Here is a 23746-nt window from a genome sequence, read left to right on the forward strand (position 1 = left end):
GGATCTCGCATGAGCAGTGACGCCGGTGCATCAGCCGAGACGGCCGGGTCCACCCGGCCCGGCGACCCCGCGGAGGTGCGGTCATCGTGGGTGCCCATGATCGGGCTGTTCCTCGCGCAGATCCTGATGTCGTACAACGTCTCCGCGCTCCCGGTCTCGCTCGGCGGCATGGTCGAGACGTTCGGCGTGCCGCCCACCGACGTCAGCACCGCGATCGTCACGTACGGCCTCGTCGTCGCGGCGCTCGTCATGGTCGGCGCGAAGATCGGGCAGCGCGTGGGCTGGGTCATCGTGTTCCGAATCGTGGTCGCACTGTTCGCGGTCTCTGCGCTGCTCATGATCTTCGCGCCCGGTGTCGGATGGGTCATCCTCGCCCAGGCGCTGGCCGGGGCATCCGCCGCCATCATCGTGCCCTCGCTGGTGGCGCTCATCGCCGAGAACTACCGGGGCGGTCAGCAGGAGGCCGCGATCGGGTCGCTCGGGTCGGCTCGGGCGCTCGCGGGCGTGAGCGCGTTCCTGATCGGCGGCACGCTCGCGACGCTCGTCGGGTGGCGTGAGGTGTTCATCGTCGTCCTCCTCCTCGCGGTCGCGGTGTTCGCGCTGAGCTTCCGGCTCCGTGGGGCCCCGGGAAACCGCGCGATCACGATCGACGTGGTCGGCGCGCTGCTCATCGGGCTCGGCATCGTGGCGCTCACGCTCGGGGTGAACAACCTCAACACGTGGGGCGTCGTCGCGGCGCGGCCTGCCGCGCCGTTCGAGATCCTCGGCCTCTCGCCGGCACCGCTGCTGATGCTCATCGGCCTGGTGCTCGTGCAGCTGTTCTTCCTATGGACGAGGCGCCGCACGAAGGCCGGGCACGTGCCGCTCGTGAGCCTCTCGGTGTTCGGGTCGTCGCGCGAGCGCGCGGCCGTGTACGCGATGTTCGTCGTCGTGGGGCTCGAGGCGGCGCTGAACTTCACGATCCCGCTGTACATCCAGATCGTGCAGGGGCGAACCCCGTTCGACACGTCGCTCGCGATGCTGCCGTTCAACCTGACGGTGTTCTTCACCGCGATGATCGTGGTGCGGTTCTACCGGCGCTTCACGCCCCGGACGATCGGCATGTTCTCGTTCGCCCTCACCACGATCGCGCTGACCAACGTGCTCGTGACCGCATCGCCGAAGGAGCTCGCTGGCGACGTCGGATCGGTGCGCGGCACCACGCAGAACCTGGCCTCAGCGGTCGGCACGGCGGTCGCGGGCGCCATGCTCGTCGGCATCCTGGGGCTGAACGTGGCCTCCTCGCTCGTCGAACACCCCGAGCTGCCGCCCGCACTCGTGTCGCAGGTCGACCTCGACCGCGTCAACTTCGTGAGCAACGACCGGCTGGCAGACGTGCTGTCGGAGACCGACGCGACGCCCGCACAGGTCGACGCCGCGGTCGCCCTCAATGAGGAGGCGCGGCTCAGCGCGCTCAAACTCGGCCTGCTCATCCTCGCGGGCGTCAGTGCACTCGCCATCGTGCCGGCGAGCCGGCTGCCACGGTTCCGGCCGGGCGAGGTGCCGGAGAGCGTCGCGACGGGCGAGGCGGTGACGCCGGAGCCGTCGCGCTCGGCGTGACCGACGCGGTCCGTGCGCCCCCGCCCGGTCAGAGCCCAGGCAGGTGCCGGATGTTCGACCTGGCCATCGCGACCGCCTCGGCGCCGCCGCCCGTCAGGACGATCTTCGACATCGCGAGCGCGAACCCCTTCATCTGCTCGCCCGTGATCGCGGGCGGCAGCGAGAGGGCGCGCGAGTCGGTCACGATGTCCACGAGCGCCGGGCCGTCGTGCGCGAGCGCGTTCGCCACCGAGGCCTGCAGCAGCTTCGGGTCCTCGACGCGGACCGCGTGGAACCCGATCGCGGTCGCGATGCCCGCGTAGTCGACGCCCGGCACGTCGACGCCGAAGTCGGGGAACCCGTTCACGAGCATCTCGAGCTTCACGAGCCCGAGCGTCGAGTTGTTGAAGACGAGCACCTTCACGGGCAGCTGGTAGGCGGCGGCCGTGATGAGCTCGCCGAGCAGCATCGAGAGGCCGCCGTCGCCCGCGATCGCGATGACCTGCCGGCCGGGATACGCGACCTGCGCCCCGATGGCGTGGGGGAGCGCGTTCGCCATCGAGCCGTGGATGAACGAGCCGATGATGCGCCGTTCGGGCCCCGGCGTCACGTAGCGGGCCTGCCACACGTTGCCCATGCCCGTGTCGGCCGTGAAGATCGCGTCGTCGGCCGCGGCGTCGTCGATGACCGAGATCGCGAACTCGGGATGGATCGGCTTCACGGTGTCGACGTCGGTGTAGGTGCCGACCACCGAGCCGAGCAGCTTGTCGTGCTTCTTCAGCATCCGGTCGAGGAAGCTGCGGTTCTTCTTCTCGCGCACCAGCTCGGTGAGCATCATCAGGGTCGCACGCACGTCGCCATGCACGGGATGCGCGACGCTGACGCGACGGCCGAGGTGCGAGGCATCCGTGTCGACCTGCCCGATGACGACCTTCGACGCGTCCGGCAGGAACTGCTCGTACGGGAAGTCGGTGCCGAGCAGGAGCAGCAGGTCGGCGTCGTGGATGCCCGCGTGCGCGGCGCCGTAGCCGAGCAGACCGGTCATGCCGATGTCGTACGGGTTGTCGTACTGGATCCACTGCTTGCCGCGCAGCGAATGCCCGATGGGCGCCTTCACGTGCTCGGCGAACGCGATGACCGCGTCGTGCGCGCCCTCGACGCCGGCGCCGGCGAAGATCGCGACCGTCTTCGCCGCATCGATCGCGTCCGCGAGCGCCTGCACGTCGGCCTGCGCGGGCACGAGCGTCGGCTCCGCGGTCGGCACGAACGCGGGGAATCCGTCGGTGGCGTCGAACTCGGCGATGTCGCCCGACATGATCACGACCGACACGCCGGGCCCGGTGACCGCGTGCCGGATCGCGGAGTTCACGACGCGCGGCGACTGCGTCGCCGTCGAGACCTGTTCGCAGTAGTTCGAGCACTCCACGAAGAGGCGTTCGGGATGCGTCTCCTGGAAGTACCCCGACCCGATCTCCGCACTCGGGATGTGGCTCGCGATCGCGAGCACCGGCGCCTTCGACCGGTACGCGTCGTAGAGGCCATTGATGAGGTGCAGGTTGCCCGGCCCGCAACTGCCCGCGCAGACCGCGAGCTTGCCCGTCAGCTGCGCCTCGGCGGCCGCCATGAACGCCGCGGCCTCCTCGTGCCTCACGTGGATCCAGTCGATGCCGCCGTTCGCGCTCCCGCCGCTGCGGCGCACCGCGTCGACGATCGGGTTCAGCGAATCCCCGACGATGCCGTAGATGTGATCGACGCCCGCGTCGATCAATTGCGCGACGAGCTGGTCGGCGATGGTGCGGGCCACGGGGTCCCCCTCTGATCGGCGTGCGGAGATTCCAGTCTGGCTCGCGTGCGGGCCGCGGTCGAGGGGGTGGCGGGCGGATGTCTCGGGGTGGGCGTGTGCACGAGCACGGCTCCGGATGCCGCTATGATGGTCAAGTTGTCTTCGACGCGAGAGCGCCGGGGGCATCGGGCTGTGGCGCAGCTTGGTAGCGCACTTGACTGGGGGTCAAGGGGTTTACCTCGCTCCGGTCGGCCCGAACAACTGAAAATCTATGCCACGGGCTGTGGCGCAGCTTGGTAGCGCACCTGACTGGGGGTCAGGGGGTCGCAGGTTCAAATCCTGTCAGCCCGACGGGAAAGCCCTGATGAGAAGCCATTTTCATCAGGGCTTCGTCATGCCTGGCGACGGGTTTTCGTTGGTCCCCCTCCGGTCCCCTCGCCGACGCGAGGGCGTATGGGTCGAGAGCCCGGACGGCGGATTTGGGTCTCCGGTAGCCCTTGCCTGTGGATAAGGGGACCAAAAGGGGACCAGAGCGCCCGATCGTGACTTCAGCTACCTGTCACAGGGACCTCGACGCCCCGCGCCGGGTCGGCCCGCTGGCTTTGGCGGATCGGGCGAGGAAGGCGTTGGCCTGATCCGCGGCTGATGCGAGGTGGCGGTCGTCGGGGTGCAGGTATCCGCGCGTGGTCTCCACGGAGGCGTGACCGAGGATGTCCTGGAGGACGTGCAGCGGGATGCCTGCGTCGGCCATCCAGGTAGCCCCGGTGTGCCGGAGTCCGTGGCGGGTGAGGTCCGGCAGCCCGAGATCGCTGACGATCTGGTCCCAGTTCGTAGCGTCCCGCACGGTGGCGGTGGTGAGCGCGCCGCCTTTCGGGCCGACCAGTAGCCGCTCCTTAGGCACCTTGCCCTCGGTGAGACGTTCGAGGATCGGCCGGAGCGGGTCGAGGATCGGGACGCGGCGTTCTCTGCGGCCTTTGGTCTGTTTCGTGATGAGCCCGCCCTTGCCGGGGTATGTCTGCCGGGCGATGACCACGATGTTCTTGTCGAACCGGACGTCGCCTGCCTGGAGGCCGGATACTTCGGAAGAGCGTGCGGCGAGGAGGGCGGCGAGCATGACGAAGTCGGAGTAGGACTGATGAATCTTTCCACATGCCTTAGCTAGTTCCGTCAGAGTGCTCATATCGGGGATCGCGTGAGCACGCGGTGAGGACTCTTCGGCAGGCTGAAGGCGGAAGGCATTTCGGTTCAGGCTGCGCTTGGCACGGTTCTTAGCAGGGTTGATCGCGATGAGCCCGTCGCGGACTGCCTCGTCGAGGATCCGCACGAGCGGCGCGATCGAGTTCTTGATCGTTGACGCCCCGTGGCGCTTCTCCCATACGTCGATAGTGCGGTCGATCACCCCGGCGGTGATCTGCGTGACGGGCAGGTGCCCGAGCGCGGGCAGGACTCGGAGTTTGAGCCCGTACCCGTAGGTTTCGCCGGTGGAGGTTGGGTCGAGACCGCGCGCCCATCGGTCGCCGATTGCGGTGACGAACCCGGCGAGCGTCATGGATACGTCCATGCCCCTGGCCGATGACTGCCGCAGGGAGTCGAAGAACTCGTGCGCTGCAGCCTCGTCAGCGACGATCTCGGAGCGGATGACGCGTCGCTTGCTGATTGGGTCCGTCCAGCGGGCGCGGGCGCGGATGCCGTAGGAGCGACGTTCCAGGTCGGTGGAGATCCTCACGCCGACCGGAGGCACCGGCTTCGGTTGAGCTTGCGGGAGCGGTTTACCCTTCCGGGGCATGGCCGTGCTCCAGGCTCGCCAGCCAGGCGTCGACCGCGTCGATCCGGTACCGGGCGATCCCGCCGAGCATCAGGAACGGGGGCCCCTGGCCTGCGGACCGCCATCTCGACAGGGTCGATTCGGATACCTTGAGGTACGCGGCGATCTCGCGACTGTCCATCAGCGGAGAAACCACGATCGTGCTGCTGTTCTCGTTCATGAGATTTCTCCGGTATCCGGGGCGAGTCCGGCATAGAAGTCCGCCTCAGCCTGGCGGCGTGCGGCGACATCGTCGAGGACGAACTGCACGAAGTCCTGATCTCGGTGAGCGATGATCGTGTCCTCGACTGGGCCTGCTGGGTCCTCGCCGGGCCAGGTGGTCTGCCGGGTGGGGCGGTCTCGGTCGAGGCGAGTTCCGGAAGCGGCGACCCAGTCGCGGAGTCGCTGGCGGGCGTCGGCGAAGTCGCGATGCCAGCCCAGCGGCGCGGAGCCATTCTGCTCAGGATCGTAGGCAGACAGCCAATGGAGATGCAGCGCGCTCAACTCCCACAGCAATTCTGAATGTCGGTACCAGAACGGCGGAACTACCGAAGCAGGTAGGCCGTAGGCGCGGCGCAACCAGTCGACCCAGCGGTTGAGCTCCAGCCACTCGGCCTCGGCCTCCTCTCCGGTCAGGAGGTTCCAGTTGATCGGGTGCGGCGGCTCCGGGATCAACGGCCCGTCGAACTCATCAGCCTCGTCGCTCAGATCGAGTTCGTCGGTCTCGGGGACTGCGTCGTTCTCGTTCATCGCGGTCACTGCCCTTTCACAGCCCGCGTGCCGGCGCAGCGCTCTGGGGCTCGCGGTGAGCGGTAGCCTCGACGGTCTGCCCGGCGGCCTCCTGCGCGACGGCGGTCTGACGCCGGGTGCGATCGACCTCGTAGCGCGTGCGGGCGAGGTCGTGGCCGAGCTTCTTTGCTACGAACTCTTCGGCCGTGACGATCTCGCCGTCCGGTGTGGGACGGTCGTACTCGCGGGTGTAGCCCTCGGCAACGAACTTGTCGCCCTTGGCGAGCCGGACGTGGGCACGTTCGGCGGTCTTCTTGAATGCGACGAGGTCATGGAAGGTCGTCTCGGTCTGCGTGAACGACCCGTCCGGCTCCTTGCGGTAGTGCTCCTGCCCGATCTTGACGTACAGGCGGGCGTCGCCGCGTTCGGTGTAGGTGAGCTGCGGGTCGGAGGCGATGAACCCGGAGAGAGATTGCTGGGTGTGGAGAGCCATCGGACTGTCCTCTTTCTGACATCACGGGCGACCCCACGGCCGGGATCGCCCTTGTATCAGGCAGGTGCGCCCGGATCCTCCAACGGACGACGCTGCAGCAGGTGCTCGATGCCGGTCCGGTCAGCGCGAAGGGTCTTCGCGTCGGGACGGTCGGTCCAGGTCCGCATGCGGGTGACGATGGGCGGTGCAGAGCGCAGCATGACCAGCGCGGTCCCGAACGGCAAGGTACGGATCGTGTCGGGCGGCATGATCGGCACGCGCCGGATCGAGCGCTGCGCGGTGCGGGAGCCGTGGTCTCCGATCGTGGTGGAGTCGGTCACCTCGTCGCGTTCGCCGATGAGGGTGGTCATGTCATGGAGGTCTTTGGAGTTGGAGGCTCCGCCGAGGATGATCTTTACGATGCTGGCGTCCCAGATCGCGCCGGCCGCGTTCTCTGACCACTTCTCGCGCGCCTGGGCGAGGCTTTGGAGCACGGGCATGGTGGTGATTCCGGTGCCGCCGCCCTCCGCCATTAGCGTTGGCAGTGACGGGAGCGGGGCAAGGTTGCCGACTTCGTCGAGCGCGAGCAGCAGCGGAGGGTCGAGGCGGGCTCCGGGGCTGCTCGCGGCGATGCGGCGTGCGGCTTCCACGACATCTTCCACGAACGCCGCTACAAGCGCCGCGCTGTTGTTGGCGCCGGCGCCGGTGGCCAACAGATACAGGGTTCCTTTGGCACGGAGGAACGCTTCGGGGTCGAAGTCCTCATCCGCCCGCGGTGACACGGCATCGAGGACGCGGGGGTCGGCGAGAGCGGCGAGGGCGAGGGAGACGCCCTGCCAGATGGAGTCTCGGGTTCTCGGGTCGGAGTCGATCATCGCCTGCAACGAATCCGCCCACCCTGTCGCCGCTTTCGGGTTCGCGGTGAGTATCGCGACCGCATCGGCAGCGGCGGACGGGTCGAGGGTCCACCGGAACAGCTCTGAGGGTGGCCGATGGTCGAGGGCTGCAGCGTGAAGGAGCGCTTGGAGGGCGGTGCGGGTCTTGCCTTCCCAGAATCCGCCGCCTTCGACACCGCCGGCGGACAGGCCGGTGCCGGCAGCAAGGCCGGTCGCGCGGATGATCGCCGTCAGCGGGTCCTCACACCCCCGGATGGGCGACCAGCGAAGCCCCCCCGGGACGCCTTCGGCGAGGTGCTGCGGGTCGAACACGGCGACCGGCCCGCTCCGCTCACGTGCACGAAGCGTTGCGGTGAGGTTGTCGGGCCGGGTGGAGGTGGTGACCACGGCGCCGGGCGCGTCGAGGATCGTGTTGATGACGATGTGGGCGCCCTTCCCGGAGCGGGGCGGGCCGATCAGCAGGATGGAGTCTTCCACGGACGCCCATACGCTCTTGCCGCGTGAGGTGCCGATCCGGTAGCCGACATTCTCCGGGGCCGGCTGGTCGAGCGAGGGGCGCAGGTGCCCGGCGCGTCGCAGCAGGGCCGCCTCGGATGCGGCTTTCGCGACTTCGGTGCGGGTGGCGATCCCGGCGATCCGGTGCGGGTCGTTCTTGACGTGGCGGCCGTGGTCGCGGAAGAACCGCCACGCCCACCACCCGCCGGCAGCCGCGGCGAGGATCAGGAGCGCGGCGGTGATCCAATATGCGACCGGGTTCAGGGCGGGAGCGTCGAGCGCTGATGCCGGGTCGCCCGGGGTGAGGAAGACGCCGAGGCCGGCGTCGATCCCGCCAGCGGGCAGGGCTGTGCCGGTGATCCAGGCGGCAATCGAGCCGGCGCCGCGGAGGATGGCGGCGAGGATCGCCGCGCTGATGAGGATGCCGATGCCGACGTTGCTCAGTTCGTCCCCGAGCGAGCCCGCCGGCCTGGGCGTGCTCATTCCGGACGGCCGATGGTGAGGGTGCCGGAGATGCGGCCGAAAAGGATCACCTCACGGGTCGGACTGGCCGCGAGCTGATCGGCGGTGATCAGCCCGCGCATGGTGCCGTCTGGGGCGGCGTCGCCGTGGGCGACGATCACGGCGATCGCCACATCCTCGCCCGGCACGAACCCCTCCCCGCGCAATGCCACGAGCTCCGGCACCACACGCGGCACCGACACTGCGGCCTCGGGTTCAGGTCCTGGTTCGGTGCGGTGGGGCTTTCCGGGAGTGATGATGTCGGTGAACACGGTGCCGTCGGCTTCGCGCACCTCGACCCGCACCGGGGACCGGTGCCGCTCAGTGAGCTGGTCAAGCAGACGGGCAAAATCTTCCCGCCGCCAGGCCGGCGCGAACGGTTCCGGCTCCCACGGCGCCCCGTCGACCGTGACACTCATCGCCCCATCGCCGGTGATGGTCATGACCACGTGCGGGAGCACCACGGGCACCGCCTCCTCCTGATGCCGGGTGCCGGGGGCGGTGGTGCGCTTGTAGCGGGGCCGGGCCATCACGCCTCACCGGCCTTGCCCGCGGTCGCCGCAGCCTCGCCGGGCTGGGCGTCACGGGCGTCGGTGGTCATCCGGCTGGTCGTGTCGAAGGTGGCGAGCTCGGCGGGATGGAGCTGGTGCTGCACGACGAAGGAACGGTCCTTGATCCGCCACAGCCCTTGCCCGGTGCCGAGTCCGGGGAGCAGTTTCTGTTCCGTGCCGGTGAGGCCGAGCGCGGTCGCGGTGGAACCGAGCTGGTCGGCTTCCTGCCGGTACACGATCCGGGTTTCCGCGTTCGCGAGCAGCGATGAGGCGAGGGCACGCATCGCGGAGCCTTGATCGCCGACGTTGTCGAGGTCGCTGAGTTTGTGGAAGATCAGCATGTTCGCGATCCCGAAGTGCCGGGCCAGCCGCCACTGGGCATCCATTCTCCGCAGCAGCGACGGGTATGCCATCAGCCGCCACGCTTCGTCGTAGATCACCCACCGCTGCCCGCCGTTCGGGTCCGACAGGGCGGACTCCATCCACGCCGACGAACAGGTCATCAGCACGGAGATCAAGGTGCTGTTTTCCGCGACGCGGGAGAGGTCGAGGGACACCATCGGAAGTGACGGGTCGAACCTCACGGTGGAGGGTCCGTCGAACAGTCCTTGGAGGTCACCGGCGACGAGGCGGCGCAGCGCGTGCCCGACGAGGCGGCCGTCTTCTGCGAGGCGCCCGTCCTCGTCATCGGCAGGGTTCGGGGTGAGGATGCGGTCGACGACCATCGGCAGAATCGGCACCTCCGCCGAGCGCACCGCGTCCCTCATCGCGAGGTCGATGGCGGTGTGCTCCAACGGTGAGAGCGGCCGGTCGAGCACGGTTTCGGCGAGGGCGCCGATGAGGTCGCGGCGACGAGAGGCAACCTGCATCGCCCACTCCGCATCGCTGACGGTGGAGGGCCGGTGGCCTTCATCGAGCGGATTGAGGCGGTTGGACAGGCCGTGGCCGAGGATGATCGCCCGCCCGCCGACCGCTTCGGCGACGGCGGTGTGTTCGCCTTTCGGGTCGCCGGGCACGTACACGCGCCGACCGAACGGCAACGACCGCGTATAGAGCGATTTCGCCAGGCTCGATTTGCCGGAGCCGACGATGCCGGCGAGGACGACGTTGGGGGCGGTGATGATCCCGCGCCGGTACAGCACCCACGGGTCATACACGAATGAGCCGCCGGAGTAGAGGTCTTGGCCGACGAAGATACCGTCCGATCCGAGGCCACCTTCGGCGAGGAACGGGTACTGCCCTGACAGGGTCGCGGAGGTGTCCTGGTGCTTGGGGAGCCGGAACCGGCCCGGAGTCCGCAGCGCCGCCGGCCCCGGCTCGCCGGCGGCGGGCAGATAGGTGGTGTTTCGTCGTTCGGCGCGTTCGGCCTCCCACCGTGCTTTCGTGTCCGCTTTGCGGGTCTCGCGGGCGGTGGTCTCGATCCGGGTCGCGGCCTGACGGCGGGCTTTGCGTGCCCGGCGGCGTTCACCTTCCGGGCCGACGAGCACCGCCGTGTGCAGGCGGCCGTCCTCCGGCCCGGTCACAGCGCCAACCCCCGCGCACTCATAGCTCCCGGCCTCCGGGTGAACCAATCGCCATCGCCGCGCTCCCGGCCCACTGCCGGGGTCGCTGACCGTCCCGACTTGTGCGCGACACGCTCCGGCTTCCGCACCCGCCGTCACGGTCGATGCGGGGGTGATTATGCCGAGGAGCGCGGGGTCGGGCAGGGCGCCGTGCTCGCGCAGCAGCGACACATGCCCGAGGAACGGGTTGTAGGTGAGGGTGTAGACATCCCGCGTCGAGGTCTTGTCGAGCTGCCCGGTCGGGGGCTGGTCGTACACGTACCCGTTCTCGAGCGCGGCCTGCACGGTCTCCTCGCCGTAGTCGAACCCGGCCAGGTGCTCGATCGCCGCATCGGTGCCGTCCCGGTCGATCAGGTCCAGCACCTGGTCGGCGTCGTCGCCTTGGAGGAACACGACGCTGATCCACCGCACCCCCGCCCCCTCACCGGAGACACCTTCCCGGAGGCTTTCGTTTGACAGCTCGGTGGGGCTGGCGGGGTGCCAGGCGATGCGGCCGGAGTGCTGGGATGCGGCATCCAGCCGTGCCTCCACGTCATCGAGCAGGATGCCGGCCTGGTGCAGCTCGTCCGCGGCGGCGAGAGCGAAGGTCGCCCCCGCGTGCTGGTTGCCGGCGTCATCGTGGGCGCGGGCGCGGGGTGCGATGTGCGCAGCAGTGACCTGGTCGAGCACCTGCCGCAGCGACCGGACCCCGGCGAGCAGGTCACCGATCACCGGGTACGTGTCGGCCGGGTTCTCGAAGGCGCGGGTCGCGTGGGCGAGGCCCCGCAGCGCGGCCGACGTCTCACTGGCGTCGGCGAGGGGGTCATCGAAGGTGGGCATGAGCGGGACTCCTCACAAGAAGCGATGGATACGGGTCAGACGGTGCGGCACAGCGGCAGGGCCGAGGCGGTGAACGCTTGGGCTTGCTGGCCGACGAGGCGGCGGGTTTCGCAGGAGGCTTGGATGGCGGCCTGCTCGACGGCGGCGACGGCCGCGTCGAGCTGATCGACGGTCGGGGCGGAGACGGCGACGAGGCCGGAGACGCGCAGGACGCCGTGCCCGGCGGTCAGGTCGGCTTCTTGTTGCAGCACGTCATCGAGTTCGGCGCTGGTGGCGGCGTCTTCGACCTGCCCGATCTTGCGGCGCTGGGCCTGGTCGGAGATGAGTTCGGTCTTCTTCTTCCGCAGGTCACGGGCGGCCTGATCGGCGCGCACCGGGGTGTAGTGCAGGGCGAGGGTGCGGAGGATACCGCCGGTGAGCACGAGCGGGGCGAGGAACCCGGGATACACCTGCGAGCGGGGCCATTCGCTGATCCACAACACCGCATGATGCGCGGAATCGGACCGCAACCGTTCCCAGGTTTCGGTGACGGCGACCGGCCCGGCGGTGGCGAGGTCTCGGCCGAGGTCGCCGTGGCGTTCCAGGGCGGGTGCGGCGGCGGGGTCGTAGGCGCCTCGGAGGATGACGGCGACCTGTCCGGGTGTCAGCCATCCGGTCGAGGTGAGTTCCGCGGCGCGCAGCGCCGTGGTGAGGGTGGTCATCTCCTGCCGCAGCACGGCGGCGGCGCCGCGGATCCCGCCGCCGGCGGTTCTGATCTGCCGGGCGGAGGTCTTCATGTCGAGGGCGACGCTGATCGTGGTCGCGTGCCGCTCCCCGGCAGGCCCTGCCCGGTCGATGAGTTCCGCATAGGTGGTCGCGGCCCAGGAGCCGTCGTCGGTGCCGTGGGTGCGCCACCACTCCGCCAGTCCCGTGCCCGAGTCGGGCAAGGTCCGCTCGGACACCTGGATGCGGGCGATCCTCCCGGACCGGCAAGTGGCGGCGAGCACCCGCCCCCAACCGGAGACGCGGCGCTGCTGCTCTCCGGGGTCGAGCAGCACGAACGCCGGATGGGACACGCCGAGGATCGCGGTGAGGGTCTGCGCGTGCGGGTCGTGGATCATCGCCGCGCCCGTCTCCGGGTCCTCCCATTCCCGAAGCGGTGCCGCATCACCGGGCAGGGCGAGAGTGCCGGCGGGGCGGGGGCGGATGATGCGGCGCCGGTAGAGGAGCTGCCCGAGATACGTGCGGGTCACCCAGCGCGCCACGATGGGCACCCACTCGATCACCTTCCGCCCGCCGGCCGGGATCACTGCCAGCAGGGCGCAGGACGCCCAGACCGGGGCTGTCCACGCGAACCCGAGACCGCCGCCGAGGTAGAGGGAGAACACCACCGTGAGCACGGCGACGCCGAGCACGATGAGCTGAGGCAGGGACAAGCCGAGCATGATCCCGCGCTTGGTCAGGCGGGAGAACTGCACCGCCGCCAGCGGATGCTCGCGCTGTGAGGACGCGTGCGCGTTCGCAGACATCGGTTACTCCTTCCCGGTCGGCTTGGAGGCAGGCGGGGGCGGCGGGTCCGACTTCCGCGGCGCCGACGGGGTCTCCGTGGCCGGCGGTGGAGTCGCGGACGACGGGGCGCCCCCAGGACGTGTGGACGGGGCCGGCGGTGTACCCTGCGCGGTCGGGGGCGGTGGGGAGGGCTGTTCGCCGGCGGCGCCGGCCTGGGCCTCCGCGGCACCGCCGATCGCGTTGCCCGCCTTCGGGCCGGCGGTCGCGGCCCCCACGACCACGGCACCACCGGCGACCACGGCGGCACCGACCGGACCCGCCGCCGCACCGGCCCCAGCACCAGCGCCCGCTCCTGCCCCGGCGCCCGTTCCAGCGCCAGCTCCTGCCGCGGATCCCGCACCCGCACCCGTGCCAGCGGCGGACGGGCCAGATGGCGGACCGGAGGGTGGCGGTGTCGACCCGCCACCACCGCCTCCGCTGCCGGTGGGTTTGCTGCCTGGGTCGGCGCCGCCGTCGAGGACTTTCTGCGCGGTGTCGGCTTTCGGGGCGGACGGCACCGGGACGGGCCGGTTGAGCGCGGACTTCGCTTCCTGCTCGCTGCTCATCGCGTGGTACATGTCGAACCCGACGAAGCTCAGGAACTTGTAGGTGATGTAGGGGGCGAATGCGGCGATGAACATCAGCACCACCCCGGCAATCGGGTCGCTGATCGAGGCAAGGTCCGCTTCGATCGGCGCGGACACTTGGCCGATGGCGACGAGGAAGATCACGACGAGGACGAGCTTGGAGAAGATCAGGGCGATGACGAATGCCGCCCACTTCCCGAACCACCCCTTGGTCGCATCCCACGTCGCCCCGGCCAGCGCGACCGGTCCGAACACGACCGCGACCAGCAGCAGCGCCTTGCGGATCAGCAGGGAGAACCACACGATCGCCGCCGCGCTGACGGCGAGGCCGGCGAGGAAGATCGTCAGGATCGCGCCGACGCCGGGAGCGGTGATGTTGATCGTCGCAAGGCCCGCGGCGAGGAGCCCGATCTGGGTTCCCATCCCTTCCATCGTGTTCCCGGTGGCCTGCACGATCCCGACCGCGAGCTGATCGGTCACCTCCAGCAGCAGGGCCGTAAGTGTGATGACGAGAAACGATCCGAGGACGCTCTTGGCGAGGCCGAGGGCGGCACGGGAGAGGGCGGTGGGGTCGCGGTGGATGAGGCCGGTGATGAGCTGCAAGCAGAAGAACACCAGCATGATGAACACCGCGACCCCGAACAGCACGTTGTACACCCCGACGTACTCGGGGCTGGTGACGTCGACGAGGGTGGTGGTGTCGAACACCGCCCAGACGGCCTCGAACAGCCATGCGGCAGCACCGGCCATCGCCTGGGCGAGCCAGTCGAACGGTGCCGCGACCAGGGATGCGGCGCCCTCTCCGACGGCGTCGCAGACGGAGGAGATGACCGGGACATCGCACACGCTCACCGCAGCCACCCCCGCGGCCGGGAATCATGTCGGGTGCGCATCAGACGGCCTGCCCGACGCCCCAGAAGAAGTTGATCAGCGTCACCGCGGCACCGCAGATGATCGCCGCTCCGCACGAGACGAGTACGCCGACCTTCCCGCGGCTGGCGAGGTGCGGGTTCGAGGAGTTCGCGCCGAACCCCCACACGATCGCGCTGACGATGAGCGCGAGCACGGAGAGGATCAGGCCGACGGTCATGACCGCGCCGACGATGATGCGCAGCTGATCGATGCCGGGAAGTCCCGAGCTGTTGGGGTCGATGTCGATCACGGGATGCTCCTTGACTGGTCGAGACGGGTTCTCGACGGTCAGGTGCACCAGCCGCTTCCATAGAATCGAGGGCATGAGCGACGCGACGGCACGGACGGTGGTGTTCCTGCATGGAGTCGGCGTCGGCCCCGAGTCCTGGGACGCTCAGGTTCGTGCGTTGCCGACCGGGTTCGACGGCATCGCCCTCCCCATGCCCGGGCTGCGGGATGCCGACGAGACGCCGTTCTAGCTGGACGCGGCCGCCCGATCCGTCCGGGACGAACTCGACCGTCGCGAGATCGTTGCGGCGCATCTGCGGTCTGTCGCTGGGGGCGATGGTCGCGACCCGCTTCGCCCTGGACTACCCGGACCGGACCGCGTCGCTCACGCTCTCCGGCGGGCAAGTACGCCCGCCCCGCGTACTGATGGGCATTCAGAACGCGATCATGCGGGTGCTCCCCGAACGGGCCGTCGCCCCGCCGGGGATGAGCAAACGCACCCTCCTCGCCGTTCTCACAGCGGTCGGGGCGACGGACTTCCGGGAAGATCTTTCCCGCATTTCGGCGCCGACGTTGGTGATGTGCGAGAGCAAGGATCGACCGAAGTTGCCGGCCGCGCGTCAGCTCGCCGCCGCGATCCCGAATGCGGAGCTTCAGATCGTCCCCGGGGCGGGGCACGAGTGGAATACGCAGCTCCCGGAGGAGTTCTCTGCCCGCCTCAACCGGTTCCTCACGAGGGTCAACGCCTGACACGCCGGGGCGTTACAGCTGGGTGCCGATGTCGAGGAGGAAGTTGACCCATGCGACTCCGGCGCCGGCGAGGGCGGCGGCGCCGATGGCGACGAACAGGCCGGTGCGGGCTTTCGTCGCGGTCTGGTAGCTGCCGGTGGAGGATGCGATCGCCCAGACGATGGCGCAGATGATGAGCATGAGCACGGCGGTGACGAGGACGAACATGAGCAGCGCCCCGACGATGGAGCGCAGCTCGGCGGCGCCGCCGACGCCGCCGAAGTCGGGAAACACGTCCATCACACGCTACCCCCGGTCGCGGTGCACATGGCAGGGGATGCTTCGCCGCCGGTGATGCCTTCGGCGTGATGGTCGGTGAGCCAGGCGTCGGAGTCGACCGCGTCATGCCCGGCGCCGCCGGGGTGAATTTGCAGGTGCAGGTGCGGGCCGGTCGAGTGGCCGGAGGAGCCGACATCGCCGATGTGCTGGCCCGCGGTCACCGTGTCTTCGGTGGCGACATGGATGCCGTGCGCCCACATGTGCACATACATCGACGCGACCCGTTCGCCCCGGACGGTGTGGTCGATGATGATGACACCGCCGCCCCCGTCGGTGTAGTCCGCGTGCACGACGACCCCATCGGCGACGGCATAGATCGGGGTGCCATCGGCGGCGGCGAAATCGGAGCCGGCGTGGAAGCGGCGCTCTCCGGTGATCGGGTCGCTGCGCCACCCGAACGGGCTGGTCCGCACCCAGGTGCCTTCCGGGAGCGGGAACACGATCCGGGTGGTCTCCGGCACCACTGGCGTATCACCGCCACCGCCGCCGTTGCTGTTGGGGGCCGGCCGGGTGAGGGCGGTGAGGATCGCGTCGGCCACCGGCTGATAGTTCTGATACCGGTCGGGGTAGGCGGATACTTCGACGGCTTGGGCGGCTTCGCCGGGGTCGAGTTGCTGCCAGCCGGGGATGTCGAGCAGCCCCCGCGGGCTCGGGTAGTTCGGTCCGGTGGGGCCGCCGTAGAACGCTCGAGCCTGATAGGTGGGGTCCATGAGTTCTGCGACCGTGCCCCACCCGCTGGCGGGTCGCATCTGGAACAGGCCGAGGCTGTCGTGATCGGAGCCGTTGCCGTCGTTGGGATAGTCGCCGCTTTCCGGGTAGGCGCCGGTGTTGGCGAGCATCCGCAGCGTGGACTCGGTGAGCGCGGCCATGAGCGCGATCTGCACCCCCGGGCGGCCGACGCCTGAGGTCTGCCCGCCGACGGTGATGATCGTCGCCGCATGAGTGAGCTGGGTCCGGTTCAGCGTGACGGTCTCCCCGTTCCGGGTCGTCGCCGTCAACGAGTCCGGGATCGGGCCGACCGCCAGCGACCCCGGCGCGCACACCGCCGCGGTCGCCGACGTCCCGGCGAGCGTCGCCACCCCGATCAGCGAGATCGACGGGGCGAGCAGGAGCAGGGCGAGAGTTGCCAGCGCAAACTTCCTCACGACAGTGTCCTCTCTCGTTAGCGGAGGGGGTTGTCGAGTTCGGAGAGCCGCAGCACCTCACACTCACCCGCACCAGAACTCGCGTTCCGGCTGGGTGGGGTGTAGACGAGGAACACGGTGAATGCCACCGGGCGGGAGGCAGACACGGGTGCGGTGCCCCAGGTGCCGTCGCGATGCCGGGTCCCCTCGATCGTGTACGCGACCGCCCCGGCCGGGATCTGACCGGGCGCTGCCTGTGTGACAGCCGTCTCCCACGCTTCCGGGATGAATACCTGGTCGATGGTCAGCCATTGGCGGGTCGCGTACTGGCGCAGCTGCGCCCACGCGTCGGTCGTGGGGAGGTAGGCGCGGACGTCGCCGACGAACGCGTCGGCCTCGCTGACGTGCGCGGCGTCCGCAAGCACCTGCGCGTACTCCGATGGGCTGTGCCCGGCGGCCGTGTCCCAGGTGAACAGCGCCTCCGCGACCGCGTGAGCGAACGCCTCCGGCCCCAGGTTCTGATCCAGCGCCTCCAGCTCCCTCCCGGGTGCCGGGCCGGGTCGCACCGGCGAACTGGTGGAGTGGTCCGGCGGCGCCGGATCGGTGGGGGTGGCGGGGCCGCGGACCAGTCCGTAGATGCCGACGCCGACAAGGATCAGCAGGGCCAGGCCTGCGGCGGTGGCGGCGATCAGGACGCGGCGACGGCGACGATCAGAGGCGGCGGAGTCCATGACACGGGGTTCCTTCCCAAACGGCAGGTCGTGGTTGCCAGGAAGGTGCACACCCCGCACCCCGCCGGGATGGGCGGAGTGGTCAGGCGATGTGCTCGGCCTGGTCCTTCCGGGAGGCACGGGCGGCGTCGGTGAACGCGAGCGTGCCGGCGATGGTCTGCTCGAACCGGGTCCACTGCTCCGGAGTGAGGGCGGGGCCGACCTCGGCCGGGTCGTAGTGGGTCCACCATTCGGTCATGTCGTCCCAGGTCGCCAGGAACACGCTCAGCGGGAACGGCACCGGGGCGCCGCTATTCACCGCCGTCAGCGTCGGACGCTGCGGCTTCTTCTTCCCGGTGGCTTTGGCGGCCTTGACGCGGGCGAGCGCGGCCTTCGCCAGCTGCTCCAGCTCCGCCGCCCGTGCCTGCTGCTCTCCGGACCGTACCTGCGCGGCTTCGGCCCGTGCCTGCTCACGCACCGCGGCAGATTGGGCGGGGTCGGCGGCGAGCTGGTCGAGTTCCGCGAGACGCAGTTCGGCGTTCACGCGCAGGTGGGAGGGATGGACGCTGCCGCCGGCCCTGATCCGTTCGACCTCCTCCGTGGCGCGCTGCCGGACCGTCGCGGGCTGGGTGGGGTCGGCGGCGAGGTCTTCGAGTCGGCCGATGCGCTCGAGCGTCTTGTGGGAGTCGCGGCCGGTGACCATGATCGCTGCCTGCGAGCGGGACTTGCCGTGCTCGAACTGCGGTGGTGGCAAATTTCCACCACCGCCTTCTCCGTCATCGCCAGCGGGCCGGAACCGGGTGGCTTTCTGCCGGCGGGCGGCGTCCTCGGCCAGCAGCACTTTCAGTTCCCGGTAGAGGGCGGCGGCTTCCAGTTGGGTCAGCGGCTTGTGCAGCACGTTCTCGTCCTGCTCGGCGAGGAGTTCCCCGAGCCGGTCGGAGATCCCGCTGCGCACCCACACGTTGATGGTCTTGATGCCGAGCTGGTGGATCGCCGCGAGCCGGCGGGCACCGCAGATCAGGTGCCCGTCGAGGGTGATCGTGATGGGCTGGAGCAGCCCGTTGCGGCGGATCGACTCGACCAGGGGTGCGAGGTCGCCGTAGTCCTGCCGGTGCCGGCGCCCCACGATGATGGAGTCGACCGCGCGCTCCAACTCGATATGCCCCGTCGGCACCGTGCTCATGCCGGATCGCCTCCGAGGCGTGGCGCGGCAAGCCCGGCCGCGATCACCAGATCATCGTCGATGAGGAGTGCGCGCAGGGGCTGGCCGATCAGCAGGCGCACGAGCATGCCCCGCCCGGTATTGGTGTGCGCGAGGGCCGGGTCGGGGGTGCCGAGCACGATCCGCAGCAGCGCGGTCCACGAGGTGCCGGGCAGGTCGAGAAGGGCGCGGGCCTGCCGGTCGCGGCGGAGCACCTCGAACGCCGACGCCCGCGAGGAGGTCTCCGCGAGCCGGGTGGTGATGTACTCGACCGCCGCGCGCGCCGTCGCCGGTTCCCACCCGACCCACGACAGGAACGCGATCGTGTCCTCGACGGCGGCGGTGACGTTCATCACCCGCTCCCGCACCCCAACTTCCTCGTCCTCGTCGTCGTTCGGGTCGGTGAATGGGTTGAAGCGGAAGGCCGGGTGGTAGTCGGGCAGCGGGTTCTCTCGGTCGCTGAAGCGCTCCGCGTCGTGGAACACCGAATACTTCGGGCGGCGCGCCTGATGCACCGAGCACAGCAGCCCGTTGCCGCGTTCTTCTCCGATGCAGGTCACCTGCACTGCCCGCGTCACGACGGCCCACGGGTCGTCCGCCCGCCGGGTCGCCGCCCCGCGCATCGCCTCGAACCCGGCCGATGCGGCCTCCCACGGGTCCAGGCCGTGCTTGCGGGCCAGGGCGGCGTACTTGTTCGCGGCGTGCTCCATCAGTGCCGCCGCCTCCGGGTCATTCCGCCACGCTCCACGGCCGGCCTCATGGAGCCGGGTGAGGAGGGCGCGCAGCGCCTCCGAGTCCTCGAAACGATCCCTGCCCACGTGGGTGCGGGGTGTTGCAGTGTTCATTCGGCACCTCCTGACAGGCAGGTGCGCACGCGCTCCCCAGCAGGCGTGCTCGCAGGTCGGCTGGGGACGGTCATGACGGTTACCCGAGCCCGATCCCCGAGCGCGACACCCACGAGAACTGCTCCCCGCCGCCGCGACCGAACGCGGTCACCGGCGGCAGTCTCCGTGCCCGCTCACTGACGAACCGTGCCCCCGACCGCGCACTGCTCCGTGCGGCCCGGTAGGTCTGGCCGGGCACGTGGCGGGCGCGGCGGGCGAGCTCGGCCTGAAAGTCGATGCCGCGCCCGGCGACCCGACTCGATCGGGACGCCATCAGTTCCGTCGGCCGCACCCACTCGACCCCCGGCCGCGCCTTCGCCGCCGCGCCGGGTTCGGAGGTGCGGGCGGTAGGCGATGGGTCGCGGTGACGGGCCAGCACCGACGCCTCACCCTCACGCGATGCCTCACTCGCGTGCGGCGTCTCGTCGGCCTGACCCGGTTCACGCGCCGCGCGCTCGTGCAGAGCAGTGTGGTGGCCGGTGCGGGTGTTCTGGTCGTCGTTCATGGCGTCTCCTCATCGGTGTCTGGGGCGGTGAGTTCGGGGCGGGCGAACCAGCGGCCCACCGTGGACGGGTGCACGCCCAGACGCCGGGCGATCGCCTTGTTCGACCAGCCCTCCTCATCCCGAAGCCGAGCCGCGAGCTCCCGCACCGGCACCCGCCCCGACTCCGCCGGCTCCGGCTCCGGTCTTGAGGCGATCACTTGCAACTCAGGCCCCTCATCATTCGGCGGCGCACTCGTCGCGTCGACGGAGCCGGGCGAAGCATCGTCGGGTGCGGGGCGGGTGATGATGACGGTGAGGTGTGTGATCGCCAGCAGCACCAGCGGCGGCACCGCCGCCACCGACGCCGCCAGCACACCCGGTACGTCCGCGTCCGCGGCGACAACAGCATGGATCGCGTTCGCCGTGACAGACACCAGCGCGCCGGCAGCGAGCAGCACCCACGGATACCACGCCGACCGCTGACGGGCGAGGGCGACGACGGCGACCGTTGCGACGACGATGATCCCGTCCACGATCAACGGCCACGCCCACGCCTGCCCCGCATCGATCCCAGACCGGCGCGCCAAATCCGCGAGCGCCGTGAAAGACAGCCAGAACGCGCCCGCCGCGATGAACACCGTCCCCGCGACCGCCGTCGCCACCGCCACCCGGCCACCCCGCAGCCGCGCCGCCGCCGGCATTGTCGAGGTCATGGCAGCACCCGTCCAGCAAGATGCAGCGCCGGCCGGCGAGCATCACCGGGCCCGGGGCGGGAGGGCTCAGGGTGGGTGTGGGTGGCGCGGTAGGCGGAGCGGATCGTCGTGACGACCTCCCGCGGCGGCAACCCGACCTGTTCGCCGGCCGGCGCCAGCGCGTCCACCAGCTCCGGCAACGACAACCCTGCCTCGGCCAGGCGGCAGGAGGCCCAGAACAGGCCCCGGTTTCGTTCGCCCTCGGCACGCATCCCCACCCACGCAGCCAGACGCTTCGCATCCTCCGAACGGAGCGGGCCACGCACCCGATGCTCGGCAGGGGCAGGGCGCGGATCGAGGAAGTCCCGCAGCCGGCCCGCATCCACGACCCCCGGTGCTCGGTCGGCTCCCGCAGCGACCGCGTACCCGGCGGGGCCGTGCGCGGTGGTGACGACAGAGGGCGGGACGATGACGTATCCGCCGGTGCCACGGAAATCCACGCGCGCCGCCGCGGCCTGCCACGACGGTTGCGGCCGGCCAGGGTCTGCCGGGTAGTACAAGTGCGCGCCGCCGGACGGGGTGCGCACCACCGCCACCCATCCGTCCACCAGGCCCGCCCGTCGGGCGCCGCCGAACGCGTCGAAGCCGCTGCCGCCCGGCTTGCGGTCGACATCGACGACATCGACACCCGACGCGCTGCCGGTGGGGATGCCGATGTTCGCATTCGGCCACCGCCGCCACCATGACGCCACCTGGGACAGGTCGGTGGTCGCTTCGTGGAACCCGTGCGAGGTGAGCGGACGCTTCTCGCCGGGCACGCACGGGAACACCGGCACCCCGGCATCCGCGAGCCGGACCGCAGCCCGCGGCAACGACGATTGGTCGAGCGCGGCGAGGACACTGGCGACACTCATCACAGGCCCCTCACCAGCGCATCCGCGACCCGCCGCGGCCGCGGCCGCTCCGCCGGCCGGCCCGCACCTGGCTCCTGGCGTGCGGCGGCGCGTGCGACCGTGGCGGGTTCACGCGCAAGACCGGGCGGCTCGCCGGTGCCGACCTGGACTGTGGGTAGGGCGTCGAGGATCATTCCGGCGGTCTTACGGACGCGTTCACCGGTGGCCTGCACGACCTCCGCCGACTCTTGGTCCTTCACCGTGCCCGCCCACCCGGAGACGTACGGGATCGTGTAGGCGGTGGTGTCCATGCCGTGTGCGGCGCCGATCATCAGCGCGACCGATTCCGCCTCGACCTCACCGACCCCGCGATGCCCGGCCGCGTCCGGATTGTCCGGGCCATGCAGCAGAACATGCGCGAGCTCATGCGCGAGCGTCTTCACCTGCGCCGCGTCGTCCATATTCGACCGCACCGCGACCGTCCGATTCGTATAGTCCGTGACGCCGTTCGCACCGCCGATCATGCCCTCGTGATCGACCCGCAGCACCGTGAACCCCTCGGCCTCCACCAGCACCGTAAGCCCCTCCCACAGGCCGTCCGGCGCCTGCCCCTCCAACAGCACTGGGCTCGGCCGCTCCGGCACCGGGTCGCCGCTGGTCTGCGACACATCCCACACATACGCCGACCTCACCCCGACCATCCGGGACCGCGTCACCTCATCGGGCTTCGGCTTCTCGAACCGCCCGAGACGACGCCAGGACTCCGGATCGGCAGGGTTGCTGGACGCGAACCGGCCCGTGACCGGCGCGAAGATCATGTACCCCGGCTGCCCCTTCTCCACCTGCCGGCCCAGCGTCTGCCACTGCTTGTACCCAGCCACATACGACGGCTCCGAAGCGGTGACCCGACCGTGCTCGTACGCGTCGAGATGCTGGGCGAAGATCAGCAACGTGTTCCGGAACGAGCGCGCCCGGAACCGGACCGCGAACGCGAGCGCTCTGGCCCAGTCCTCGCCGGAGACGAGCTGTTCGACCGCGCCAGTCAGTCGCTCGTGCAGCTCATCGAGCAGGGCTTCCCTCGCGGCTTGGGCTTGCTTCCGCGTCTTCGCCATCGTCGTGTCCTCCCGATACTTTGAGCACCGGGCCAGTCGGACTCGGTGACCATCAGGTACGCCGGGGACACCAGCAGCGACAGACGGACAACAGAACAGACGATGTGACCGTCAGGCACGAAGGTGAACCCAACGAGTCCCCACCGGATTACCAGCCAAGAGCGACACACAGGGCATGGCGTGGCGAGGATGCGGATGTGTGTATCGGCGCCGCGGCGATCTGTATCGCAGCTTCAGGCAACGGCTCTCTGCCGGACCAGTGCGCGATATCGCGTCGGCGTAACGCCGACGGCCTGGCGGAACATCCGAGCGGCGTGACCGCGGCTATACCATCCGACGTCCCGCATCGCTTGCTCAATGGGCAGGTCGGTCTCGCGGAGTAGACGCGCCAATCGTTCCGCACGCATGGTCATGAGGTAGGTCATTGGCGACTTCCCATAAGCGTCCACGAAGACGCGGCCGAGCTGGGAGGAGGACAGATGTACGGCGTCGGCAAGGCGCTGGAGTGTCCACCGTTGTTCTGGTGCATCGCTGAGCAGGTCGGCGGCCTGCCGGGCTTCGTTGCGCAACGGTGCGAACTGACGATGTGACGCGGGGCCGAGGTGTGGGGCTTTGCGTTGGGTCGGGGATCGTCGTACCGGGGTTGTCCTCACGTAGGGTGTGATCACGTCGAGCACGGCGAAGAGTAAAGCCTGGAGTCTGTAGAACTTTTCCGGTGATGGCCCGTCGAGGCTGAGTGCGACCAGCTCGTCCAGCCAGGGCATCAGCATTCCGGCGCGGTCTTCGCCGAGGTGGAGTATCTGTGCTGGTTCGGAGTACAGCTCGTCTGCGAAGTCCTGCGCGTCGAGGCGGTCGGCGAGAAGCGCGGCGTGCTGCCAGAACACTTGGTCGATGATGTAGTCACGGTCGAGGTAGAGGGTGGTCACTGTGATCGAACCCTCAGGCTCACTACCGCATAGCGTGTTGGCGGAGAGCGCGATGACGTCACCGACGTTGACGGGTTTCTCACCGAACTCGCTGAACAAGATCGCTGATCCGGCACGTGTGAAGATAAGCCGGACACAGTCGTAGGTACGAGGTGAATCGGCCTGACTTTCGTTCCGTTCTTCAAGTAAGGATGGAACACGATGAACA

At 69.8% G+C, this 23746-nt stretch carries 24 protein-coding genes and 2 tRNA genes; 5 read left to right on the forward strand and 21 right to left on the reverse strand.

Going from position 1 to position 23746, the window contains the following annotated elements; translation table 11 throughout:
* Positions 1 to 9 precede the first annotated feature (9 nt).
* On the forward strand, positions 10 to 1599 hold the full coding sequence (locus tag RH864_RS18205; protein WP_310518997.1) for an MFS transporter: 1590 nt from the start codon (positions 10 to 12) through the stop codon (positions 1597 to 1599).
* Positions 1600 to 1627: 28 nt separating this feature from the next.
* On the opposite strand, the gene RH864_RS18210 is transcribed toward RH864_RS18205, so the two are convergent.
* The gene (locus RH864_RS18210; protein ID WP_310518998.1) at positions 1628 to 3382 is read right to left on the reverse strand and encodes a pyruvate dehydrogenase; all 1755 of its coding nucleotides are present in this window, start codon (positions 3380 to 3382) and stop codon (positions 1628 to 1630) included.
* A 165-nt stretch (positions 3383 to 3547) separates the two neighbouring features.
* On the opposite strand from RH864_RS18210, the gene RH864_RS18215 reads away from it, so the two are divergent.
* Both RH864_RS18215 and RH864_RS18220 read left to right on the forward strand, forming a co-directional pair.
* A tRNA-Pro gene (locus RH864_RS18215) sits at positions 3548 to 3618 on the forward strand.
* Positions 3619 to 3638: 20 nt separating this feature from the next.
* Positions 3639 to 3712, forward strand: a tRNA-Pro gene (locus RH864_RS18220).
* Positions 3713 to 3920: 208 nt separating this feature from the next.
* Here the strand turns inward: RH864_RS18220 and RH864_RS18225 are convergent.
* The 10 genes from RH864_RS18225 to RH864_RS18270 all read right to left on the reverse strand — a co-directional run bounded on the left by RH864_RS18225 (position 3921) and on the right by RH864_RS18270 (position 14466).
* Entirely contained in the window at positions 3921 to 5087 is a 1167-nt protein-coding gene (locus RH864_RS18225) for a tyrosine-type recombinase/integrase (RefSeq protein WP_310518999.1), read from the reverse strand.
* A gap of 43 nt (positions 5088 to 5130) precedes the next feature.
* Positions 5131 to 5346: a helix-turn-helix transcriptional regulator gene (locus RH864_RS18230; protein ID WP_310519000.1), complete on the reverse strand. Its 216-nt coding sequence runs from the start codon at positions 5344 to 5346 to the stop codon at positions 5131 to 5133.
* Positions 5343 to 5915, reverse strand: coding sequence for a hypothetical protein (locus RH864_RS18235; RefSeq protein WP_310519018.1), 573 nt, complete (start codon positions 5913 to 5915; stop codon positions 5343 to 5345). Before RH864_RS18235 ends, RH864_RS18230 begins: the two co-directional genes overlap by 4 nt.
* A gap of 16 nt (positions 5916 to 5931) precedes the next feature.
* Positions 5932 to 6387 carry a single-stranded DNA-binding protein gene (locus tag RH864_RS18240; RefSeq protein ID WP_310519001.1) on the reverse strand — a complete coding sequence of 152 codons (456 nt, stop codon included), beginning with the start codon at positions 6385 to 6387 and terminating at the stop codon, positions 5932 to 5934.
* Positions 6388 to 6443: 56 nt separating this feature from the next.
* A complete protein-coding gene (locus RH864_RS18245; RefSeq protein ID WP_310519002.1) occupies positions 6444 to 8240 on the reverse strand; it encodes a type IV secretory system conjugative DNA transfer family protein in 1797 nt (598 codons plus the stop codon).
* The gene (locus tag RH864_RS18250; RefSeq protein WP_310519019.1) at positions 8237 to 8788 is read right to left on the reverse strand and encodes a hypothetical protein; all 552 of its coding nucleotides are present in this window, start codon (positions 8786 to 8788) and stop codon (positions 8237 to 8239) included. Before RH864_RS18250 ends, RH864_RS18245 begins: the two co-directional genes overlap by 4 nt.
* Positions 8788 to 10332, reverse strand: a complete 1545-nt coding sequence (locus RH864_RS18255) for an ATP-binding protein (protein WP_310519020.1) — start codon at positions 10330 to 10332, stop codon at positions 8788 to 8790. Before RH864_RS18255 ends, RH864_RS18250 begins: the two co-directional genes overlap by 1 nt.
* 893 nt (positions 10333 to 11225) lie before the next feature.
* The gene (locus RH864_RS18260; protein WP_310519003.1) at positions 11226 to 12698 is read right to left on the reverse strand and encodes an SCO6880 family protein; all 1473 of its coding nucleotides are present in this window, start codon (positions 12696 to 12698) and stop codon (positions 11226 to 11228) included.
* A gap of 3 nt (positions 12699 to 12701) precedes the next feature.
* Positions 12702 to 14156 (reverse strand): conjugal transfer protein TrbL, encoded by a 1455-nt coding sequence (locus RH864_RS18265; protein WP_310519004.1) that lies wholly within the window; start codon positions 14154 to 14156, stop codon positions 12702 to 12704.
* 40 nt (positions 14157 to 14196) lie between these two features.
* Positions 14197 to 14466 (reverse strand): DUF6112 family protein, encoded by a 270-nt coding sequence (locus RH864_RS18270; RefSeq protein ID WP_256534660.1) that lies wholly within the window; start codon positions 14464 to 14466, stop codon positions 14197 to 14199.
* 73 nt (positions 14467 to 14539) lie between these two features.
* Between RH864_RS18270 and RH864_RS18275 the strand changes: the two genes are divergently transcribed.
* Complete coding sequence (locus tag RH864_RS18275) at positions 14540 to 14695, forward strand: alpha/beta fold hydrolase (protein ID WP_310519005.1); 156 nt, start codon at positions 14540 to 14542, stop codon at positions 14693 to 14695.
* Complete coding sequence (locus tag RH864_RS18280) at positions 14673 to 15194, forward strand: alpha/beta fold hydrolase (RefSeq protein ID WP_310519006.1); 522 nt, start codon at positions 14673 to 14675, stop codon at positions 15192 to 15194. The genes RH864_RS18275 and RH864_RS18280 overlap by 23 nt, the downstream gene beginning before the upstream one ends.
* Positions 15195 to 15206: 12 nt before the next feature.
* On the opposite strand, the gene RH864_RS18285 is transcribed toward RH864_RS18280, so the two are convergent.
* From RH864_RS18285 to RH864_RS18330, 10 genes are all read right to left on the reverse strand, one after another.
* Positions 15207 to 15473: a DUF6112 family protein gene (locus RH864_RS18285; protein ID WP_310519007.1), complete on the reverse strand. Its 267-nt coding sequence runs from the start codon at positions 15471 to 15473 to the stop codon at positions 15207 to 15209.
* A complete protein-coding gene (locus tag RH864_RS18290) occupies positions 15473 to 16381 on the reverse strand; it encodes a M23 family metallopeptidase (RefSeq protein WP_310519008.1) in 909 nt (302 codons plus the stop codon). The genes RH864_RS18285 and RH864_RS18290 overlap by 1 nt, the downstream gene beginning before the upstream one ends.
* Before the next feature lie 293 nt (positions 16382 to 16674).
* A complete protein-coding gene (locus RH864_RS18295) occupies positions 16675 to 17367 on the reverse strand; it encodes a hypothetical protein (RefSeq protein ID WP_310519009.1) in 693 nt (230 codons plus the stop codon).
* Between the two features lie 82 nt (positions 17368 to 17449).
* Positions 17450 to 18529: a ParB/RepB/Spo0J family partition protein gene (locus tag RH864_RS18300; RefSeq protein ID WP_310519010.1), complete on the reverse strand. Its 1080-nt coding sequence runs from the start codon at positions 18527 to 18529 to the stop codon at positions 17450 to 17452.
* A complete protein-coding gene (locus tag RH864_RS18305) occupies positions 18526 to 19392 on the reverse strand; it encodes a hypothetical protein (protein WP_310519011.1) in 867 nt (288 codons plus the stop codon). The genes RH864_RS18300 and RH864_RS18305 overlap by 4 nt, the downstream gene beginning before the upstream one ends.
* A 79-nt stretch (positions 19393 to 19471) precedes the next feature.
* Positions 19472 to 19936, reverse strand: coding sequence for a hypothetical protein (locus tag RH864_RS18310; protein ID WP_310519012.1), 465 nt, complete (start codon positions 19934 to 19936; stop codon positions 19472 to 19474).
* Complete coding sequence (locus tag RH864_RS18315; RefSeq protein WP_310519013.1) at positions 19933 to 20628, reverse strand: DUF2637 domain-containing protein; 696 nt, start codon at positions 20626 to 20628, stop codon at positions 19933 to 19935. The genes RH864_RS18310 and RH864_RS18315 overlap by 4 nt, the downstream gene beginning before the upstream one ends.
* Positions 20625 to 21521, reverse strand: coding sequence for a bifunctional DNA primase/polymerase (locus RH864_RS18320; protein ID WP_310519014.1), 897 nt, complete (start codon positions 21519 to 21521; stop codon positions 20625 to 20627). The genes RH864_RS18315 and RH864_RS18320 overlap by 4 nt, the downstream gene beginning before the upstream one ends.
* Positions 21521 to 22612, reverse strand: coding sequence for an ArdC-like ssDNA-binding domain-containing protein (locus RH864_RS18325; protein ID WP_310519015.1), 1092 nt, complete (start codon positions 22610 to 22612; stop codon positions 21521 to 21523). The genes RH864_RS18320 and RH864_RS18325 overlap by 1 nt, the downstream gene beginning before the upstream one ends.
* 233 nt (positions 22613 to 22845) lie before the next feature.
* A complete protein-coding gene (locus RH864_RS18330) occupies positions 22846 to 23664 on the reverse strand; it encodes an AraC family transcriptional regulator (RefSeq protein WP_310519021.1) in 819 nt (272 codons plus the stop codon).
* Positions 23665 to 23746: the final 82 nt, after the last annotated feature.

Source organism: Agromyces aerolatus (genome assembly GCF_031432255.1).
GTDB lineage: Bacteria > Actinomycetota > Actinomycetes > Actinomycetales > Microbacteriaceae > Agromyces.

Coding starts and splice junctions, on each gene's coding strand:
- RH864_RS18205 (WP_310518997.1), top strand. CDS start 10: ATGAGCAGTGACGCCGGTGCATCAGCCGAGACGGCCGGGTCCACCCGG.
- RH864_RS18230 (WP_310519000.1), bottom strand. CDS start 5,346: ATGAACGAGAACAGCAGCACGATCGTGGTTTCTCCGCTGATGGACAGT.
- RH864_RS18235 (WP_310519018.1), bottom strand. CDS start 5,915: ATGAACGAGAACGACGCAGTCCCCGAGACCGACGAACTCGATCTGAGC.
- RH864_RS18240 (WP_310519001.1), bottom strand. CDS start 6,387: ATGGCTCTCCACACCCAGCAATCTCTCTCCGGGTTCATCGCCTCCGAC.
- RH864_RS18245 (WP_310519002.1), bottom strand. CDS start 8,240: ATGAGCACGCCCAGGCCGGCGGGCTCGCTCGGGGACGAACTGAGCAAC.
- RH864_RS18250 (WP_310519019.1), bottom strand. CDS start 8,788: ATGGCCCGGCCCCGCTACAAGCGCACCACCGCCCCCGGCACCCGGCAT.
- RH864_RS18260 (WP_310519003.1), bottom strand. CDS start 12,698: ATGTCTGCGAACGCGCACGCGTCCTCACAGCGCGAGCATCCGCTGGCG.
- RH864_RS18275 (WP_310519005.1), top strand. CDS start 14,540: ATGAGCGACGCGACGGCACGGACGGTGGTGTTCCTGCATGGAGTCGGC.
- RH864_RS18280 (WP_310519006.1), top strand. CDS start 14,673: ATGCCGACGAGACGCCGTTCTAGCTGGACGCGGCCGCCCGATCCGTCC.
- RH864_RS18285 (WP_310519007.1), bottom strand. CDS start 15,473: ATGGACGTGTTTCCCGACTTCGGCGGCGTCGGCGGCGCCGCCGAGCTG.
- RH864_RS18290 (WP_310519008.1), bottom strand. CDS start 16,381: ATGGCCGCGCTCACCGAGTCCACGCTGCGGATGCTCGCCAACACCGGC.
- RH864_RS18295 (WP_310519009.1), bottom strand. CDS start 17,367: ATGGACTCCGCCGCCTCTGATCGTCGCCGTCGCCGCGTCCTGATCGCC.
- RH864_RS18300 (WP_310519010.1), bottom strand. CDS start 18,529: ATGAGCACGGTGCCGACGGGGCATATCGAGTTGGAGCGCGCGGTCGAC.
- RH864_RS18305 (WP_310519011.1), bottom strand. CDS start 19,392: ATGAACACTGCAACACCCCGCACCCACGTGGGCAGGGATCGTTTCGAG.
- RH864_RS18310 (WP_310519012.1), bottom strand. CDS start 19,936: ATGAACGACGACCAGAACACCCGCACCGGCCACCACACTGCTCTGCAC.
- RH864_RS18315 (WP_310519013.1), bottom strand. CDS start 20,628: ATGACCTCGACAATGCCGGCGGCGGCGCGGCTGCGGGGTGGCCGGGTG.
- RH864_RS18320 (WP_310519014.1), bottom strand. CDS start 21,521: ATGAGTGTCGCCAGTGTCCTCGCCGCGCTCGACCAATCGTCGTTGCCG.
- RH864_RS18325 (WP_310519015.1), bottom strand. CDS start 22,612: ATGGCGAAGACGCGGAAGCAAGCCCAAGCCGCGAGGGAAGCCCTGCTC.